The organism is Paenibacillus tundrae (assembly GCF_030812775.1).
GTDB classification, from domain to species: Bacteria; Bacillota; Bacilli; order Paenibacillales; family Paenibacillaceae; genus Paenibacillus; species Paenibacillus tundrae_A.
This window is the reverse complement of sequence record NZ_JAUSTI010000011.1, coordinates 166,305-185,669: the sequence shown is the minus strand read 5'-3', so window position 1 is coordinate 185,669 and position 19,365 is coordinate 166,305. Positions and strand designations below refer to the sequence as shown.

Below are 19,365 nucleotides of genomic sequence, written 5' to 3'. Positions count from 1 at the left end.
GGCCGATCACCCTCTCAGGTCGGCTACGCATCGTCGCCTTGGTGAGCCGTTACCTCACCAACTAGCTAATGCGCCGCAGGCCCATCCTCAAGTGATAGATTGCTCCATCTTTCCAGTTTCCTTCAGGCGAAGAAAACAAGTATTCGGTATTAGCTACCGTTTCCGGTAGTTGTCCCAAGCTTGAGGGCAGGTTGCCTACGTGTTACTCACCCGTCCGCCGCTAACCATCAGAGAAGCAAGCTTCTCATCAAGTCCGCTCGACTTGCATGTATTAGGCATGCCGCCAGCGTTCGTCCTGAGCCAGGATCAAACTCTCCAATAAAGTATTGAAAAGAGCGATTAGCTCATTTTGAATCTGACGATTCATTGTAAAACAAAAGTTACTATCCATTTGTTCAGTTTTCAAGGAACTTGTTGCCCGATGCTGTGATACTTATCAGCCGGACAGGAATTATATCTTATCATGTCGATTGAGTTAATGTCAATCTTTTTTTTCGTCAGCGTTCGAATGTTTTCAACATTTCAACGTCCGAAGCGACAAGAAATAATATATCATGCCCAGATTTATTTAGCAAGCACTTTTTGAATTAAAACCAAAAATATTCGTATAACAACTGACTTAACTATTTAGATTTTATATATTTAGATCAATCGGGTTACGTATCTATCAGAGGATTGTAGAAAATCGCCGTTTATTGGCATCCATCGGACATATCAGTCCATGATTATTACTTGTTATTCTCCACACACTGTAATCACTATCACTCGCCTGATGTTCTCTTTTCAATTAGCTCTCATAGTTGTGTTACGCCGCGAGTTAATATTTCTGGCGTACCACAATTCAGGTTCCATATTCTCCGTTGAGAGTATTTGAAGCAAGTGATCCAAAGCTTCTATAATAAAGTATATAAAAATGAATATGATAATTGCTCTTAACAAGGTTGCGGTGACTGTATAGTCGCTTCTTCATTTATAGAAGAACATGAAAAGCTTTACGAATTGAATTAGGTGAGGTGATCGCATTTTGAAACAATGGCTGAAAAGTATGCGCAAGGGATATGGCAAAAAACTGGTCTCCATCCACGCTTGGAATGCTTGGATCGTAGTCATCCTTGCCATTACTGGCTTAATGTTAGTTGGAGGCTTTTGGCGAGAGTTACTGGGCATTGGTCGTGTATGGTTGAAATGGATTCACATTGTTGTTGGTCTGGCCATGCTAGCACCTGTCGTTTATTACTTGATCTTGGCAGGTAAGCATTGGAAGCAGCTTCGAAATAGGCCATGGCAACGGGTAAACACAATTGTAGTTCTGGCACTACTGGTCGGCTGGCTGATCTCAGGCATTGTGTTATGGCAGTTCAAGCTTGCCGGTCCGAAGATGTCGAATGCTGCACTACTCACTCATGATCTATTAACCTGGGTCGGACTACCCTATATTATCTACCATTCCATCACCCGTACTAAATGGTTGAAGGATCCTGCACGTAGGGCGGTACGCACCAGAACGAGTTCACCAGTTCAGGGCGGGATCAATTCAGGCTCAGCTGTCCTTTCAGATCAAGACACTTATGTGGCATCAACATCTTCCTCCGATTCAAGAATAACGTCTAGAGACGAACTACTAAATGATACTGATAAACCTCAACCTGTATACACTCGACGGGCTTTCATTCGCTCTGCTGTTGGACTTGGACTCACTGTTACGCTTGGACCTACATTTGTGTCCTGGATTGGGCGTAATATTAATATGAAAAACAGTATCGATTCTATGTTGGAGAATGACCCCAATCGCATGGTACCTTTACCTGAGCCCATGTCGGCTTCTTCTCCTCCAATCGGAGGAGGCGCAGAGGGACATTTCAGAGTGTATACGGTAACTCCGATTCCTTCTTTCTCCAATGAGAGTTGGTCATTCCGGATTGATGGATTAGTTGAACGGGGGCAAATCTGGAACTGGGAACAGTTTGTGAAGCTCACACGTACAGTTCAGGTCAGCGACTTCCACTGTGTTACGGGTTGGTCTGTTTACAAAAACACCTGGGAAGGAATCCCTCTCAAACAGTTTCTGGCTCAAGCCGGCGTGAAACCCGAAGCGCATAGCGTCAAGTTTTATTCAGGAGACGGAGTGTATACTGATGCGATCACGTTAGAACAAGCTCAAATGGATGATATTATAATTGCGGTCATGCATGATGGTAAACCTATTCCAGCAGATCTGGGTGGCCCAGTTCGTTTGGTTATTCCTCAAATGTATGCTTATAAATCAGTGAAATGGCTCAATCGCATCGAACTGATTGACAGTGAGCATATTGGATACTGGGAAGAGCGCGGATATGATAAGGATGCATGGCTTCCGGGGTCAAAGACACGCACTCCTAGCCTTTAATCTTATGTCACAGACAGTGAACATCAGTTGTTCTGTGATCTTTGGTTTTAGACGTACCGTTGCTCATCCACTTTGGAATTAACTTATAATAGAAAAAGACCGATTAGCACATTAGCGTGCCATTCGGTCTTATTTTTATGCGTGCATTACAGCTAGCCTATTCCGGCACTTTATTTGTAACGTCATAACCTGATTATCAGCGTTATGTTCATATCATTTATCTATGGGTTCAACAGGCGAACCAATTCATCTTCATCCTCTATCGTAGGAATTCCGAGATCATGCGCCTTAGCCAGCTTGCTACCTGCTTTCTCTCCAGCGATGACAAGGTCTGTCTTTTTCGACACACTACCTGTCACTTTTGCACCCAGGGCTTCAAGCCTCTGTGTAGCTTCATCTCGCGTCAATTGATGTAACGTCCCCGTAAGGACAACCGTTTTGCCACTGAAGAAGGAATCCTCCACAACAGCTGCAGGAGCTTCCGGTGCTTGTGCCTTCACACCTAGATCCAGCATTTTCTCAATAGCTGCCTGAGTGAACGGATCAGCGAAGAAATTGACAATACTCTCAGCTACTATACCACCTACATCAGGAAGCTCAATAAGTTCCTCTACGGTTGCATTCATGATCGCATGCAGATCACGATAATGATCGGCGAGCATACGTGTCGTTGATTTGCCCGTGTTTGGGATACCTAGTGAGTACAGGAATGATGCAAGGTCACGGTCTTTACTCTGCTCCAGTGCTGTCAGCAGGTTACTTGCCTTCTTCTCACCAAAACGCTCAAGCTTCACTAGATCATCGAATTGTAACGTATATAGATCAGCTGGCTCACGTACATTCAGTTCATCATACAACTGGATAGCTGTCTTCTCACTAAACGTCTCGATATCCATGGCGTCGCGTGAAGCAAAATGGGAAATACGAGCTACAGTCTGCGGCTTACACGCCGTCTTGTTATTACAGAATAGATGTGCCCCGCGCTGCTCTAATGGAAAACCACATGCTGGGCATTGTTCTGGATATACAATCTCTTCGCCGTCGCTCTCCTCCGTCACCTTACCGAGGATCTCAGGAATGACATCATTAGAACGGCGGATAAAGACTCTTGCGCCCAATGCAAACTTCAGATTTTTCCGTTCGATGTCACCCACATTGTTCAACGTACAGTTCTGTACAGTAACTCCTGCAAGTTCAACAGGCTCCACACGCGCCAGTGGTGTGACTTTCCCGGTGCGTCCAACATTCCAATCTACGGCCTTTAGAACAGTCGTTGTCTCTTCAGCCTCAAATTTGTAAGCGACTGCCCAGCGTGGGAATTTATCTGTGTACCCTAGTACCTCACGGGTACGCATATCCGTAAGTTTGATAACTGCTCCATCAATCAGGTAATCCAACTGTCCACGATTTTCTTGAATGGCAGCTAGTTGCTCCATCACATCATCGAACTCCTGGAAATAAGTAATGGATGGATTCACTTTGAACCGATTTTCTCTGAGGAAATCCATCATTTCCTGATGTGTGGAAAACTGAACGTTATCTGAGTATCCAATATTATAAAAGTAAGCATTCAGACGACGCTCTGCTGTTGTCTTAGGATTCAGGTTACGGAGTGCTCCTGCTGCGGCGTTGCGCGCATTTTTGAGCGGCTCCGCTGCAGTCTCATTGTATCGATTCAAGACCGAAAGATTCATGATTCCTTCTCCTTGAACTTCAAGGGTACCTTCGGTGTAAGGAATTTTAAGCGGTACGGATTTAATTGTTCGAACCTGAGCCAAAATCCCTTCACCGACGGAGCCATTTCCCCGTGTAGAAGCCTGTACCAATTCTCCATTGGTATAGGTTAGATTCAAGGTTAGACCATCAAATTTCAGCTCGATGACATAGCCTGGCTCCGGCAGAGGTTTATCTGGATTTTTAGTATTATAATCGTTCACTAACTTCAATACACGTGTATGCCAATTTCGAAGCTGTTCAATGTTCTGAGCTTTGTCCAAGCTCCACAGTGGGGATAGATGTCGGTGTGGTGTGAAGCCTTTGAGCAATTCTCCACCGACCCGCTGTGTCGGAGAGTCCGGCAATACTATACCACTCTCTTGCTCCAGTGAGACCAGTTCGTCATACAAAAGATCATATTCCTTATCGCTGACCTGTGGCTGATCCATCGTATAGTATTGATAGTTATGTTGGTTCAGCTCAGTTACGAGTTGCTCCATCCGGTTTATTGGGTCCATACAGGGCCATCCCTCCGTTATATTAATCTTAACTCGAACTTTATGTGATTATATGTCAAAAATATATGTAGAGCGAACGTCAGAGCATTGGCTCTGCGTTCGCTCTTGAATCGACTTCGTAACTCACTAACTCTTATAGACTTATTCTACTTTGGTAATAGGTGCAAAACCCGCAAGCAGACGTTTCACCCCAACGGGAGCCGGGAATGCAATCTGCAGCTCGGTATCATTACCGCTACCTTTTACCGCAACAATTGTGCCTGTTCCCCACTTGCCATGCTGCACTTTATCCCCTGCTTTGAAACCTGATTCACTATTCGAAGCCGCAGGCTTGGAAGCAGATGATGGCGTAGCATATGTTGGACGAGAGGTACTTGTAGTTACACGGGAAGTTGGTGCGGATGCACTAGCGGAAGAACCGCTCCGGCTTTGATGTTCAAACAGCTTAGCCGCACTACCACCAAAGTTACTTCCCCCGCTGGAGCCTAGTCCACGCCCACCATAAGATCCCCCTGTGTTCGTACCACGACGATAACGGTCACGTGCGATAGAGGTATCTTCTTTTAGCTCATCCGGAATTTCGTCTAGGAAGCGAGACGGCGGATTTGCCGTTGTTCGTCCAAACAATGTCCGCATCTGAGCACACGATAGGAACAACTGCTCTTCCGCACGTGTAATCCCTACATAAGCAAGGCGGCGTTCTTCCTCCAACTCTTCATTATCCATGAAAGCTCGGCTATGCGGGAAGACACCTTCTTCCATACCCACGATAAAGACAACCGGGAATTCCAGACCTTTGGCACTGTGCATTGTCATCAGGGTCACCGCATCGCTCTGATCCTCTTCATCATCGTTCATGCTGTCGATATCCGCAATCAAAGCGAGATCGGTAAGGAATGATACGAGCGTCTTGTCTTCATTATTTTTCTCAAACTCCATCGTTACGGACAGGAACTCGTCAATATTTTCAAGTCGTGCACGTGATTCGAGTGTATTCTCATTTTGCATCTCAATACGATACTGACTCATCTCCAGAATTTTCTCCGTCAGTTCAGTTACCGACAGATACTCTACCATCTGGTGCAATGCAGCGATCATATCATAGAACTCCACTAGCGCATTGCGCGTCCGCCCTGCAAAACCAAGATCATCCACAACCTGAAGTACACGGAAAATAGAAACTCCACGCTCACCGGCAGCAGCCGCAAGCTTCGCAACCGTTGTATCCCCAATGCTACGCTTCGGCACATTAATGATCCGAGTGAGGCTGATATCATCGTCCGGGTTAGATAACAAACGCAGGTAAGCCAAAATGTCCTTGATCTCTTTACGATCATAGAACTTGATGCCGCCGACGATCTGATACGGAATATCTGACTTGATCAGAATTTCCTCTATTACCCGGGACTGGGCATTGGTACGATACAGAATGGCATGGTTCTGATAGGATTTGCCGTTCTTCACATTTTTACTAATCTCGGAGGTTACGAAATAACCTTCATCATGCTCTGAATCAGCACGGTAAACTTTGATTTTCGAACCACCCTCTTTGTCCGTCCACAGCTTCTTCGGTTTGCGTCCGGTGTTGAGACCGATCACTTCATTCGCTGCATTCAGGATGTTAGAGGTTGAACGATAGTTCTGCTCCAGCAAAATCGTCTGTGCCTCTGGGTAGTCTTTCTCAAAGTTCAGGATGTTGCTGATATCCGCTCCACGCCAGCGATAGATCGACTGGTCACTATCCCCTACCACGCAGATGCGGTGATGACTGTCTGCAAGCATGCGGCAAAGCATGTATTGTGCACGGTTCGTATCCTGATACTCGTCCACGTGAATGTACTGGAATTTCTTCTGATAAAAGTCGAGAACTTCCGGCACTTCCTTGAAGAGTTGGATCGTCGCCATAATGAGATCGTCGAAGTCGAGCGAGTTGTTGGCTCTTAACCGCTTTTGGTACATCGTATATACCTTCGCCACAATCCCCTCAAAATAGTCGCCTGCCTGCTTCTCATACTGCTCAGGACTGATCAGTTCATTCTTCGCTGTGCTCATCATCGCCTGAACCGCTTTGGGTTCGAACTTCTTCGTATCGATATTCTGATCCTTCATACAGCTACGAATAACAGATAATTGATCGGATGAGTCCAAAATACTGAAGTTAGGCGTAAAACCAATTCGTTCAATGTCACGGCGCAAAATGCGCACACACATGGAGTGGAATGTGGATACCCAGATGTCGCGGCCTTGAGAGCCACCTACGAGTTGGGATACCCGATCCTGCATTTCCCGGGCCGCTTTGTTCGTAAAGGTAATCGCTAAAATGCCCCAAGGGGGTGCTTTTCGTGTTGCGATAAGGTAGGCAATCCGGTGCGTAAGCACTCGGGTCTTACCACTTCCCGCTCCTGCCATAATCAGCAAGGGGCCATCCGTCGCCTCGACGGCTTGTCGCTGTGGGGTGTTAAGCCGTGCAACGGCATCATGTATATTAATAGGTTGCATGCATGCATGCTCCTTCCATTAGTTGATCGATAACAAAATTAAAAGGTTACACTTGCACTTCGATTGCAGTACCGTCTTCCGATCGTCGTTATCCCCAGATTTATCGATCCCCTTTGTCAAAGGGAAAATCCGGTGATAAATACGAACACTGCGTTTCTTCAGATCGCTTCTGCACTCTCCGTTCGGGTGTAAACATCGTATCCTTATATTTTGGTATTAGGCAAAAATAACGAGAAAACTGTAGTAACTTTTCAGTTTAAAAGAGGGACACTTCGTTTTCTCAAATTGCTTCTACAATCTGTGTTCTGTGTAAAACATAAATCGTGAATACAATTGTTGAAAGAAGTTTGAAACCTCTGAACGCGATACTACTTAAGTTATAAAGGGCAAAGTTCTATTTTAACAGATTCAAAAGGGGATGTGGGGGATTGGTAAACTAAACCGCTTAAACCGATTGTTTCACAGCCTGTACAGTATCCAGCGCCTTCTGTAGATCACTATAAATGATGTTCCCTACAACAACTGTATCTGCAACTTGAGCTGCCTGTTCCGCTCTCTCGCAACTATCAATTCCGCCGCCATAAATAAGATGCGCTCGATCCAGTTGCCTGTGTATGTCGCCGACAAGTTCCATGTTGCCAAACGTACCGCTGTACTCCATGTAAATGATAGGCAGATGAAGCAATCGCTCTGCAGCCTGGGCATAGGCAACGGCAGCCTCTGTCGTTAGCTCGGTATCGGCTCCAGTCATTCGTGCCACGGTGGAGTTCGCATGAAGCACAATGTACCCCTCAGCAATGAGCAGATCCCAGGGGATCAGATAACCATAACGCTCTATCGCCTGCTGGTGCTGTCCAATCATCCATTTGCTATCCGTCGCATTAAGTACAATGGGAATGAGATACCCGTCAAATCCAGGGACAACTGCCTCCAGATCAGATACTTCAAGCACACACGGCAACTCATAACGACGAATACGAGACATGAGGTCTACGGTGTTGTCATACGTAATTCCTGAAGACCCTCCCACGATGATTGCATCCGTTCCGGACATACATACCTTGTCCAATGCGTCATCTGATATTTCTCGATCCTGGTCGAGCTTAAAAACATGTCTCCACTGCTTAATCATGTCTATCAACGAACATTCCTCCAGAGGTTCTTCTCTATCCTAGTGAAACATATAAACTCAGTCTAAGTCAGCAGGGAGTGAGTGTCAATGTTCGCATAAAAAGGGGAACAAAAAATTACAGACTCTCCCCACATGTTCAGGAGTAACCTGTAATTTTTTAATAAGAAAATCGCTCAACCATCAATTAGGGTCGCCAGGCAAACCTCGTGTTCATCTGCTCCATTTCTTGTTCGGTCAAGATATCGGAGTAGACGCCGTACACGCCCCATTTCTCATAGCTCGCGACTTGATCTGTATCATTGATGGTGTGTACATAGGTAACTGCTCCAGCCTTGTTCAGTTTAGCGACGAAATTCTGATTCACCTTATATTCAGGCATCGTTACTGCATCAATATCATTCTTTTGCACAAAATCGACAACCTGAGCCTCTGTATCCTGGGTAGCATATAACGTATAGATAATGGAGGGAAATGCATAAACCTCTTTAACCGTTTGCAACATCGGTTCGTTATAGATCTGGACTACAATGCGATCAAGCACTTCCGAATCATATTTCTTACCCGCATCAACTAAGGATTGTAGAACCTGCTTAATATCTTCGTCCTTCTGCTCCTTGGTGTCTGTCACAATGTACATGTCTGGGTAATGAGCGAGTACATCCACGATACCTTTTGCATCCATCGGTTGATACATGCCTAGAATTGGCGTATTCATAAATTCATCATATGTTAATCGCTCTGCCTGCTTCTCTTCCGGCAGCTCTTCATCCTGTCCTAACATTTTGCTCATATTCGCTGTCCATTCATGTCTCGCTACTGTTTGGCGATCAGATGTCAGCATAAAATCAATCTCAAACACACGTGTGCCTTTCTCGTAATTGGCAATCATCGCCTCGTAAGCATTGGTGTACGGTTGATCCCGGATGCTTCCCATGGCATGAGCAATTAAACGATATGCTGTAAAGCCTTCCCGTTGCTCCTCGCTCTGACTGTCATAGGCAAAAAAGAGCATACCTACGGTAACAAGAAGTAATGTAAGAACTGCAGCGATGCGTTTCATAAGGCATTCACTTCCTTAAGTGAGTGATAGTATAGAAGATTGAGCAGTTTGATTAGGATTGCGCGCATCACGCGGATGCACAATTGCTTTTTGGTAACTAACTACCCTGATATGAGAGGTATCAAACAAAAAAGCCGCCCATAGGCGACTGTTAAATGAAGGAATGTGGCTGAGCTATCCATTCTTCTGTACATCTTTTAACTCTTGTAAAAAAGCAACTAAGGCCTCTCTCCAAGGTCTGAGTAATGGCAAACGGTTCGTCCGGAGCGCCAGATGATCCATTACAGAATAGGAGGGACGAGGGGCTGGTCGGGGGAACTTCTCCGTGGAACACGGTATTAGTGTAGCCTTAAGATGAAAATCACCATGCTTCCCTGCTTCTTCCGCAATCGCCTTGGCGAATTCATACCATGTACACGTTCCTGTATTCGAAACATGATAAATGCCATACTTTTCACTTAGAGCGAGAACACCCACTAGATTAGCAAGATCGACAGTGTACGTGGGTGATCCAATCTGATCTTGAACCACTTGTAGCTCAGGACGATTCTGTAAGAGCTCCAACATCGTTTTCACAAAATTATGACCATGTACTCCGAACACCCATGATGTCCGCACAATAAACCATTGTGAGCATAAACTCTGCACCAACTGCTCCCCGGCTAGCTTCGATCGGCCATACACACTTTGCGGATTGGTTGCATCATACTCTCGGTAAGGCACACGGGAAGTTCCATCAAAAACATAGTCTGTACTAATATAAAGTAGTTTGGCCTTCACCTTTTCCGCTGCCACTGCAATATTACGAGTTCCCGTTGCATTTACTGCATAAGCCGTTCCTACATCTGTCTCAGCTTGATCCACCGCGGTATAGGCAGCGCAATGAATAATCATGTGAGGTTTAAACGAAATAATAGTCTGGGTACATTGCTGTTGATCCGTGATGTCCATCTGATCCCTATCACATGCCAGCACGTGATGACCCTCTCGCTGGAACGTCCGTACAACATCTTGACCTAACTGACCCGCTGCTCCCGTTACCATCACTCTATATTTCATTCGGTTGGCTCACTCATTTGCTTGCCTTCCTGAGCCTTCACATCATTCTGATAGGCACCCGATTGGATACGTGTCCACCATGTTTTATTATCCAAATACCATTGGATTGTCTCTTTGATCCCAGTTTCGAAATGATGCTTAGGCTGCCAGCCAAGCTCTGTAGACAATTTGGTCGGATCTATTCCATAGCGCCGGTCATGCCCTAGCCGATCTTGTACATATTGGATCAAACTCGTCGGTTTGCCCAGCTGCTTGAGAATCGTTTCTACAATATAGAGATTGGTACGCTCGTTATTACCACCAATGTTGTATACTTCCCCCACCCGTCCGTGATGGATGACCAGATCAATTGCACTGCAATGATCCTCAACATAAAGCCAGTCGCGTATATTCAAACCGTCACCATAGATCGGAACCGTCTCATCATTCAAAGCACGGGATATAATAAGCGGAATGAGTTTCTCCGGGAATTGAAATGGACCGTAATTGTTGGAGCAGCGCGTAATATTCACCGGCAGACCGAAGGTCTCATGGTACGCTCTAACCAAAAGATCTGCACCAGCCTTACTTGCAGAGTAAGGACTGTTCGGCATCAGCGGTGTCTCTTCGGTAAACAAACCAGTCGCCCCAAGAGAACCGTATACCTCATCCGTAGACACTTGCACAAACTTGGTGATCTGATATTTCTTCGCTGCATCAAGTAGAACCTGGGTACCTAGTACATTCGTTCGAACAAAAATATCAGGTGATACAATACTGCGATCCACATGAGACTCGGCAGCGAAATTAACGACAACGTCGATGCCCTGCGATATGATCTGCTCCATCTGTTCTACATTCGTGATATCTGCGTGGATAAAACGATACTGCGGATTAGATTCAATGGATTGTAAATTCTCCAGATTTCCTGCATACGTTAAAGAATCCACATTGATGATCTCATAATCTGGATGTGTGCGAAGCATATACATCACAAAGTTGCTGCCTATAAATCCAGCTCCCCCAGTAACGAGCAGTTTCATGGTGTCTCTCTCCTTTAGTCAAAGTTTACTTCGGCATCCTGCAAGCAGGGATGTTTTTGATCCTTATCTGATAACACAGGATTCGTTATTGGCCAATCGATTGCAAGCGCTGGATCATTCCACAAAATACCACGATCATGTGTAGGCGAATAGTACTCATCTACCTTATAAGACACCAGTACGTTAGGAACAAGGGTACAAAAACCATGTGCAAACCCTTGTGGAACAAGGAGCTGACGCTGATTGTACTCACTGAGTATAAAACCTTTCCATTGACCAAACGTCTTAGAGGATGGACGAATATCGACGATTACGTCATAGATTGCGCCAGATAGTACTCTCACGAGCTTGGTTTGAGCCTTAGGTTGAAGCTGGTAGTGCAACCCTCGGATAACACCTGCTTCCGCAGATAAGGATTGATTGTCCTGCACAAATACATGATGGATCCCCTGTTCGTGTAGCTGCTGCTCATTATAGCTCTCCATAAAATAACCTCGATGATCGCCATACACTTTAGGCTCCAAAATAACCGCCCCGTCCATAAACAGTGGAATTACTTTCATCGTATCCCTCCGTTATAATGTTACTGGGTTTATTCATATTGACTATATATATGTAGAAGAACAGGTGTGTGATTGTTCATCGGCCCGCAAGATAGAATATTCTTGTTTCAATAAGAGTTCATTTTACATACACGGGAATAAACAAAGCCAAGCCAGAATGGTCTTTGGCTTGGCTCAGAGATCAGAGATCAGAGATCAGAGATCAGAGATCAGAGATCAGAGATCAGTTAAATGATAGATGTAATACGGGGAAACACAATATACATTCTTTATGCTTTATGCTGATTCACGATCTTCTCCATGTAATTCATTAAATCCTCACGTAGGTCAGGACGTTGCATTGCATAATGAAGTGTTGTCTCGATGAAGCCCAGCTTCTCTCCTACATCGTGACGCAAACCATCAAAATGATAGGCGAGAATCTGACGTTGATGGTTCAGTAGAGACAGGGCATCAGTGAGCTGAATTTCTCCCCCCACCCCCACAGACTGACGACCCAGAATCTCGAAAATATCTGGCGTTAAAATATAACGCCCCATAATAGCCAGGTTCGAAGGAGCGTCTTCCCGCTTCGGCTTCTCGATTAAACGATGTGCACGGAATACTCGATCTTCGGAGTGAGGAATGGCTTCCCCATCAACAATCCCGTACCGAGATACTTCATCCCAACCTACGGGCTGCACACCAACGATAGGCGACTGCAATTCGTCATATACTTCAATCATCTGTTGCAGACAAGGATGCTCGGACTCCACGATATCATCACCCAGCAGGACAGCAAAGGGTTCGTTGCCGATAAACTTGCGAGCACACCAGATCGCATGCCCTAGACCTTTGGCTTCCTTTTGACGAATATAATGAATATCAGCCATCTCGGAAGGTTTGCGTACCTGTTCGAGCAGATCCCATTTTTGTTTGCTTGCTAGGTTCTGCTCTAGTTCAAAGGAGGAATCAAAATGATCCTCAATAGCACGTTTACCTTTACCTGTGACGATAATGATATCTTCAATCCCTGAAGCCACGGCTTCTTCAATAATGTATTGGATTGTCGGTTTATCCACGATGGGCAGCATTTCTTTGGGCATTGCTTTTGTGGCTGGGAGAAATCGGGTACCCAGTCCGGCTGCAGGAATAATGGCTTTGCGTATACGCATGCTGAATCCACCCCTCTGATCGAGAAATTTTGAACATTATAATATAAACGGATGAAAATAATGGACATATCTACGTAATTGGAATCCATTATACCATCAAAAGTTCCCGAATATCTTGTTCCGATAATGTGGTCGATCCACCATCTCCCGGCTCGATCACTTCTGCAATGAGGTCTTTCTTACGCTGCTGTAGCTCTAAAATTTTCTCCTCGATGGTGCCCTCCGTAATCAAACGAATAACTTGTACCACTTGCTTCTGTCCCATCCGGTGAGCACGACCGATTGCTTGCTCCTCCACCGCAGGGTTCCACCACAGATCGTATAAAATAACGGTATCCGCTCCGGTTAAGTTCAATCCTGTGCCGCCTGCTTTTAAAGAGATAAGGAATAGTTCACCTTCTCCTTCATTGAATCTCCGACACATTTCAACACGACTGGCAGCAGGCGTCTGTCCATCGAGATAGAACAAATCCCGTCCCTGCGCCGCCAATGTCTGCCGGATCAGGCTCAGCATACTCGCAAACTGTGAGAATATAAGGATGCGTTTACCCGCAGCAAGACAGTCTTCCACGGTCTCTAGCAACTGTTCCATTTTGCCCGAGTCTCCCAGGTAACCTTCTACAAAGAGCGCCGGATGACAGCATAACTGTCTTAATCGAGTAATACCCGCCAATATCTTGATACGGTTCTTGTTAAACCCGCCATCTTCCATATCTTTTGACGTTTCATCCTGAAGCTGAGCCAGATAAGCCACATAGAGTTTCTTCTGTTCAGCCGTCAGCTCGGAACGCTGTACCGTTTCAATTCGGTCTGGTAGCTCCTCAAGTACGTCTTTCTTCAGGCGACGGAGAATGAACGGACGTACCATTCGGGCAATCCGTTCTGGAGGCAGGTCACGGAATCTCCGATAGTTCGGAAACAAACCAGGGAAGATCGCTTCAAAGATCGACCACAGCTCATCCAGTGAATTTTCCACCGGCGTGCCTGTAAGCGCAAAGCGGCGCGGAGCTTGAATTTGTTTGACGGCTTGAGCTGTTTGAGACGAAGAATTCTTAATCGCCTGCGCTTCATCCAAAATAAGCGTATGGAAACTTCTGCCCAAGTACATGTCTAAATCCCGTCTCAGTAATGGGTAGGACGTCACAATAACGTCTGCCTGATTCATATCCGCAAGCATCGAAGCTCGCTCTTCTCGGTGTCCTGCTGCAATTAACACACGCAACTGTGGAGCAAATCTTGTAAATTCATTCGCCCAGTTATAGGTTAACGAGGCTGGGGCAACAACAAGCACTGGGGGATGCGTAGCCCGCGTTCGGATGGTCAGTCCGTCTTGCTGTGTGGTAGTCCATACGCCATCCGTAATTGCTCCCATATCATCTATAGGGAGGCTCGTTACCCGGTCATCGCTGTACTCAGGCTTCTCCTGAAGTGATGCTGTGATGTAGGCAATACTTTGTAGCGTTTTGCCAAGTCCCATATCATCTGCCAATATGCCCCCGAACCGATAAAATGCAAGCGTACGAAGCCATTGGTACCCGCTAATCTGATAATCACGCAGCACAGGCCCTAGGTCGGAAGGCAACTCAAAATCCATACCATCCGGATCGCGGAGATGATCCAGGAAACGTCGTAACGAGCCGCCCCATTTTACATGGTTGGACACTTCGTCACGCCCTGGCAGTTGGAGTGCCCGAACCGCAGGCAAGGATAGCTGGCTGTTCGTCATGTCAGCTGCCTCTAAACCAAGCGAGTCTGCTAGACGTGCAAAGCTCTCTGCCCCTTCATTTTCAAGCGAGACAAACACGCCGCTGCGTAAACGGAAATAAGGTTTCTTTTCCACAATACTACGCATCATCTCTCGCAGCTCCAGCTCATCAATACCTTCCATTTCAAACGAAATTTCTAGCCAATCCAGTCCTTTACCTAGATCTGCTCTTACTTTGGGAGGCGTTGGATAGGATTGCATCATCGCTTTCACAGCATGTGGCATATAAATATCTACTAAACCTTCAAGTTCAGGAAGCAAATGATACATAACATCATAGATCGCATCTTCCCGTTCACTCGTCCACACACTTCCATCCCGCTCTAGAAAAGAGTGATCCAAACGATCAATCAGATTCCGTTCCGCATGGCGATCACGCACGAGAATGATCTTCTTCTCATCCTCGTCGATCAGATATTCTGCTAGTGGATTGATCACCATGACACTATAATCAAATTCCAGACGTGCTGTAATCCGTTCTCGATAGAAGTCGATATATAACTTCGGTGCAAGTTCCGGCTCTGCAATCTGCTCACGCACCTGTGAATCAATAGACAAATGTCCAAGAAGACGAAGCTCAGGCACAACATGCTGTACGAACTCATCCACCTGCTGCGCTGAAATGTCGATGCTTTCTTTAATGCCATACGAAGTGAGCGCCTTGCTTAGATCCTCTAAGCTCCGCATCTGCATTGCATCTAACATATGCAACTGTCCTTCGACGACAGCAGCATCATACGCAGGAAGTAGAATCAGTTCCCGTAGTCCAGAAACTTCAAGCTGATACCCTTCATCTGATCCCTGGGCGATACGATAGTACAAAGGTAATACACCTTCACCTAAGGTCAGTGGCCCATTAATAAAACCCGTGCCTTCCATTCGGCTATCCGCCTGAAGCAACAATTCGAGCAGCGGCTTCCAGACGAATGGGGCAATGAGAATATCCCTTCCATCCGAAGCACCCAGGTACCCAGAGATGGATTGACGATAAGCTTCCTCACTCTGTCTCATTCGAATCAACATCGATAGAATAGCCTGATCCTGAGTATTAAAATAATGCATGGAAGGATCATAAAGGAATAACTTCGTAAACGACATCGGTTCGCCCTTCTCCATACAGTTCAGGAATTGCTTTACCTTCTGAACAACGTACAGGCGTTTGCCTCCAACTTTCAGTTCAAGAGCTAGTTTGGCTCCCCCTTGATGCACCTGTACCAGCTTGCAAATAAACTGCACATGTAACTCTTCCCGCAGCGAAGACCGTGTGACAGGTGCTGTATGATGCCGTCTATGCTCATCTACGTAATGGCGTTCCTTGGCAAACATAGACAAAATCTGATCTGCTGTACGATAGGAGGGTTTATCTGCCGACCTGCCCCATCCTGGAGCTGAGCTTGGACGGCTTGCCTGAGCAAAATGAACTGGAGCAGGACGTTCCCACTCACGTTCTTCTACGAATGTACCCACTTTGGAAGGGAGATTGCTTCTGGACTCACGCTCCTGCTGCTCTCCCCATTGGTGAATCGACAGCAATACAGCCGCGACATGTTTACATTGGTCATAATAGCTCGTATCGTTGGGACAGTTGCAGTCGGCTACAATCTCCCCCATCTCATCAAGGTCAACGGTGACTTTATAACGCTGCGTGCCGCGAACCAGCGCTTCATAATGCCTTTTATCCTCACTGGCAGTGAGGCCCGTGACCCTTCCTGATTCATTGTAGGCTTCGCCTTGCTTGAATGCCGTGACTCCGCACAGCAACTTAATATCCATGATTGTGAATGGCGCCACGGATCTTTCGCCTCCTTATTCATGCTGAATAATGGACATCAACTACCCCGTCACGATTATTCCGATTTTATAGAAAAAACCCCAAGAGCTCCGTAAGGCAGAGATTGGGGTTTGTGAGCTTATTTCACCAATTGACCACGCGTTACGCCGAGTTGGTTCGTTGCTTTTAGCGTTTTCCAAACTTGCGTGCCGCTGATCTCACCGCGCAGTGCACGGTTGTACAGATCAATAACTTCACGTACTTGTTCAGGTGTTTCTTCTAGGAATTCTACACGGTAACGGGATACGCCCAGATCCATGAAGTTGGCTAGATATTCAGCACCAGATTGCTCTACTGCGTTATAAACGGTATTACGGCAACCTTCATCCACGCGTACGGGATGAGACATACCGATCCGATCCTGCAGAGATGCGCGGGAATCTTCACATGGACGTCCACAGTTCGTATAGTCCGTGCCTTCACTCATAAACGTACAATACACGCAGTGTTCTGTATGGAACATCGGCAGATGCTGATGAATAACCACTTCCATCTTGTCCGTCCGTGAGCGACCCAGCAGGTCAACCATTTGCTGAATGTTCAGGTCATATGAAGGCGTGACCGCATCACAACCTGCTTCCAAGAACAATTCAACAGCCTTGTGATTCGCAATGTTCAATGAGAAATCACCGATCAATTCCGGGTGCTTCGCATCCGGATTCTCCATCCGATGACGGAGATAGAAATATAGGGCACCCGTGTTACGTACCAGTACTGCATCCGGCTTCAGACGTAGGATGTTGTTGTGGTATCCGTTCTCGCCAGGCATATGAATACGTGGAGTTACCAGGGCAATTTTGCGTCCAGCCGTCCGAACAGCCTCTACAGCAGCCGGGAACTGTTTGATGAACTCGAAATCAGCGTAGATCATCTCAATACCCGCTTCCAGTGCTGCCTCTACTTGTGGCAGACTACGGCAGAGCGCAGTCAGTTCTGCTTGACCGCGAGCAACTGGCGAAGCTGGTTTAACCGTATCGCCATATACGTCCACCGCACGTTTCACATAGACGGGCGGTTTAGGACGCTCACCTGCGAGCTGTTCAACCGCCTGACGGCGAATATTGTTTAGCTCGCGCATGGGGATGATGATGTCACCGTGCAGGTTGACATCCAATTGTTCCAGTTGGAACACTGTGCCACCCAAACGTCCAAACTGCTCTTCGAGCAATTCGTAAGTCATTGGGCGTTTCTGTGCAATATCCAATTCCATCTCGGAATCTACACGGACTGTTGTGCCCTTCTGCACATCTGTCCACCACGTACTAAGCGGCTGTCCCGGGCTGCCGATCACTTTGACATTTACCGGGAACACACGGTATGGCTTATCTGTCTCAAATGACTGACGCAGACGTTTATCCAGCGCAGGGTCATTCGTTTTCCATACTTTGTCGCCAACCTTCACACGGCGCAGATCCACATCACTACGGCCTGGCACGATGTCCACAACCCAGCCCTCTCCAGCTTCGCCTTCAAGTTTTACGCCTTTACGACGTACATCATATACACGTCCGCCTTCTTCCTTCTGCGTTGGATCTCCGGCATCAAATACAATTCCGTCTCCACGCTTCACCGGTGCATCGAGCTTCAGCACGACGCCATCACGCAGCACCTGATCCACACGTCCAAGATAGACACCACGGCTTTTCGGGAATGTACCATCTACGAGTTGCTTGTTATTCGTACCATCAAGGAAGCCATGTGTGAATCCACGAGAGAAACTCTGTTGCAGTTCACGAACTTCTTCCTTACTAGGCGGTGTGTTATCTCCGTCAAAATACCGGTCAATCGCTTTGCGATATTTACTTACCACATTCGCCACATATTCAGGCGTTTTGAGACGTCCTTCAATTTTGAAAGAAGTTACACCTGCTTCAATCAGTTCAGGCATCAAGTCAATCGCAGCCAGATCCTTAGGAGACAGCAGATATGCCACATCCCCCATCGGTTTGTGCTCACCATCGACCATCAGATCGTACGGCAAACGGCAGGCCTGTGCACATTCCCCACGGTTCGCAGAACGTCCACCCCACATTTCAGAAGTAAGACATTGACCCGAGTAGGATACACACAGCGCACCATGGACAAACACTTCCATCGGCAATTTTGCCTGTTCCCCGATCTTCTGGATCTGCTTCAAGTTGTTCTCACGTCCAAGCACGACACGTTCCATGTCAAACGGCTTCGTAAATTCCACCGCTTCCGGGGATGTAATCGTCATTTGCGTTGAACCATGGATTGGGAAGTCCGGCGAGATTTCGCGGATCAACTTGACCAAACCAAGATCCTGTACAATTACCGCATCTACGCCAGCATCCACACAAGCATCGATGAGTTCTTTGGCATCTGCCAATTCATTTTCGAAAATCAATATATTAAAGGTCAAAAAACCTTTTACGCCGTAACTGTGCAAAAACGCCATAATCTCTGGCAGCTCGTCCATACGGAAATTGTTTGCGCGAGCGCGTGCATTAAATTTTTCTACTCCGAAGAAAATGGCGTCTGCGCCGTTAGCTACTGCCGAACGCATACAGTCCCAGTCACCTGCGGGTGCCAGAAGCTCGACATCTTCTCTTCGTATTGTTGCTGTTTTCATGTATATCCTCCCCATAACCGGCTATGTGCCGGATTTCATACCTGAACGTCCAACCTATCAATTAAAA

Annotated in this window: 11 protein-coding genes and 1 rRNA gene; 1 reads left to right on the top strand and 11 read right to left on the bottom strand. The window is 46.5% G+C overall.

Translation table 11 applies throughout. The annotated features are described in order from the left end of the window. A 16S ribosomal RNA gene (locus J2T19_RS19585) occupies positions 1-322 on the bottom strand; the annotation flags it as partial. Between the two features lie 702 nt (positions 323-1,024). On the opposite strand from J2T19_RS19585, the gene J2T19_RS19580 reads away from it, so the two are divergent. Next, positions 1,025-2,386, top strand: coding sequence for a molybdopterin-dependent oxidoreductase (locus J2T19_RS19580; RefSeq protein ID WP_307218664.1), 1,362 nt, complete (start codon positions 1,025-1,027; stop codon positions 2,384-2,386). Positions 2,387-2,607: 221 nt separating this feature from the next. Here J2T19_RS19580 and ligA read toward each other — a convergent pair whose 3' ends face one another. The 10 genes from ligA to J2T19_RS19530 all read right to left on the bottom strand — a co-directional run bounded on the left by ligA (position 2,608) and on the right by J2T19_RS19530 (position 19,298). Next, positions 2,608-4,620 (bottom strand): NAD-dependent DNA ligase LigA, encoded by a 2,013-nt coding sequence (gene ligA, locus J2T19_RS19575; RefSeq protein ID WP_307218662.1) that lies wholly within the window; start codon positions 4,618-4,620, stop codon positions 2,608-2,610. 141 nt (positions 4,621-4,761) lie between these two features. Further along, positions 4,762-7,119 (bottom strand): DNA helicase PcrA, encoded by a 2,358-nt coding sequence (gene pcrA, locus J2T19_RS19570; RefSeq protein WP_307218660.1) that lies wholly within the window; start codon positions 7,117-7,119, stop codon positions 4,762-4,764. Between the two features lie 445 nt (positions 7,120-7,564). Further along, positions 7,565-8,251, bottom strand: coding sequence for a heptaprenylglyceryl phosphate synthase (gene pcrB, locus J2T19_RS19565; RefSeq protein WP_370874906.1), 687 nt, complete (start codon positions 8,249-8,251; stop codon positions 7,565-7,567). Between the two features lie 184 nt (positions 8,252-8,435). Further along, positions 8,436-9,311 carry a phosphatidylinositol-specific phospholipase C/glycerophosphodiester phosphodiesterase family protein gene (locus J2T19_RS19560; RefSeq protein WP_307218656.1) on the bottom strand — a complete coding sequence of 292 codons (876 nt, stop codon included), beginning with the start codon at positions 9,309-9,311 and terminating at the stop codon, positions 8,436-8,438. Between the two features lie 174 nt (positions 9,312-9,485). Continuing rightward, on the bottom strand, positions 9,486-10,370 hold the full coding sequence (gene rfbD / locus J2T19_RS19555) for a dTDP-4-dehydrorhamnose reductase (protein WP_307218653.1): 885 nt from the start codon (positions 10,368-10,370) through the stop codon (positions 9,486-9,488). After that, positions 10,367-11,392 carry a dTDP-glucose 4,6-dehydratase gene (rfbB, locus tag J2T19_RS19550; protein WP_307218651.1) on the bottom strand — a complete coding sequence of 342 codons (1,026 nt, stop codon included), beginning with the start codon at positions 11,390-11,392 and terminating at the stop codon, positions 10,367-10,369. Before rfbB ends, rfbD begins: the two co-directional genes overlap by 4 nt. 14 nt (positions 11,393-11,406) lie before the next feature. Then, a complete protein-coding gene (rfbC, locus tag J2T19_RS19545; protein WP_307218650.1) occupies positions 11,407-11,955 on the bottom strand; it encodes a dTDP-4-dehydrorhamnose 3,5-epimerase in 549 nt (182 codons plus the stop codon). 269 nt (positions 11,956-12,224) lie between these two features. Next, positions 12,225-13,109: a UTP--glucose-1-phosphate uridylyltransferase GalU gene (galU, locus tag J2T19_RS19540; protein ID WP_307218647.1), complete on the bottom strand. Its 885-nt coding sequence runs from the start codon at positions 13,107-13,109 to the stop codon at positions 12,225-12,227. A gap of 88 nt (positions 13,110-13,197) precedes the next feature. Next, a complete protein-coding gene (locus tag J2T19_RS19535) occupies positions 13,198-16,665 on the bottom strand; it encodes a DEAD/DEAH box helicase (protein WP_307218645.1) in 3,468 nt (1,155 codons plus the stop codon). A gap of 119 nt (positions 16,666-16,784) precedes the next feature. After that, entirely contained in the window at positions 16,785-19,298 is a 2,514-nt protein-coding gene (locus J2T19_RS19530) for a U32 family peptidase (protein ID WP_307218643.1), read from the bottom strand. Positions 19,299-19,365 lie beyond the last annotated feature (67 nt).

What these genes read in the sequence shown, in the direction of transcription:
- ligA (WP_307218662.1), bottom strand. Translation starts at nt 4,620, where the DNA reads ATGGACCCAATAAACCGGATGGAGCAACTCGTAACTGAGCTGAACCAA.
- pcrA (WP_307218660.1), bottom strand. Translation starts at nt 7,119, where the DNA reads ATGCAACCTATTAATATACATGATGCCGTTGCACGGCTTAACACCCCA.
- pcrB (WP_370874906.1), bottom strand. Translation starts at nt 8,251, where the DNA reads ATGATTAAGCAGTGGAGACATGTTTTTAAGCTCGACCAGGATCGAGAA.
- J2T19_RS19560 (WP_307218656.1), bottom strand. Translation starts at nt 9,311, where the DNA reads ATGAAACGCATCGCTGCAGTTCTTACATTACTTCTTGTTACCGTAGGT.
- rfbD (WP_307218653.1), bottom strand. Translation starts at nt 10,370, where the DNA reads ATGAAATATAGAGTGATGGTAACGGGAGCAGCGGGTCAGTTAGGTCAA.
- rfbB (WP_307218651.1), bottom strand. Translation starts at nt 11,392, where the DNA reads ATGAAACTGCTCGTTACTGGGGGAGCTGGATTTATAGGCAGCAACTTT.
- rfbC (WP_307218650.1), bottom strand. Translation starts at nt 11,955, where the DNA reads ATGAAAGTAATTCCACTGTTTATGGACGGGGCGGTTATTTTGGAGCCT.
- galU (WP_307218647.1), bottom strand. Translation starts at nt 13,109, where the DNA reads ATGCGTATACGCAAAGCCATTATTCCTGCAGCCGGACTGGGTACCCGA.
- J2T19_RS19530 (WP_307218643.1), bottom strand. Translation starts at nt 19,298, where the DNA reads ATGAAAACAGCAACAATACGAAGAGAAGATGTCGAGCTTCTGGCACCC.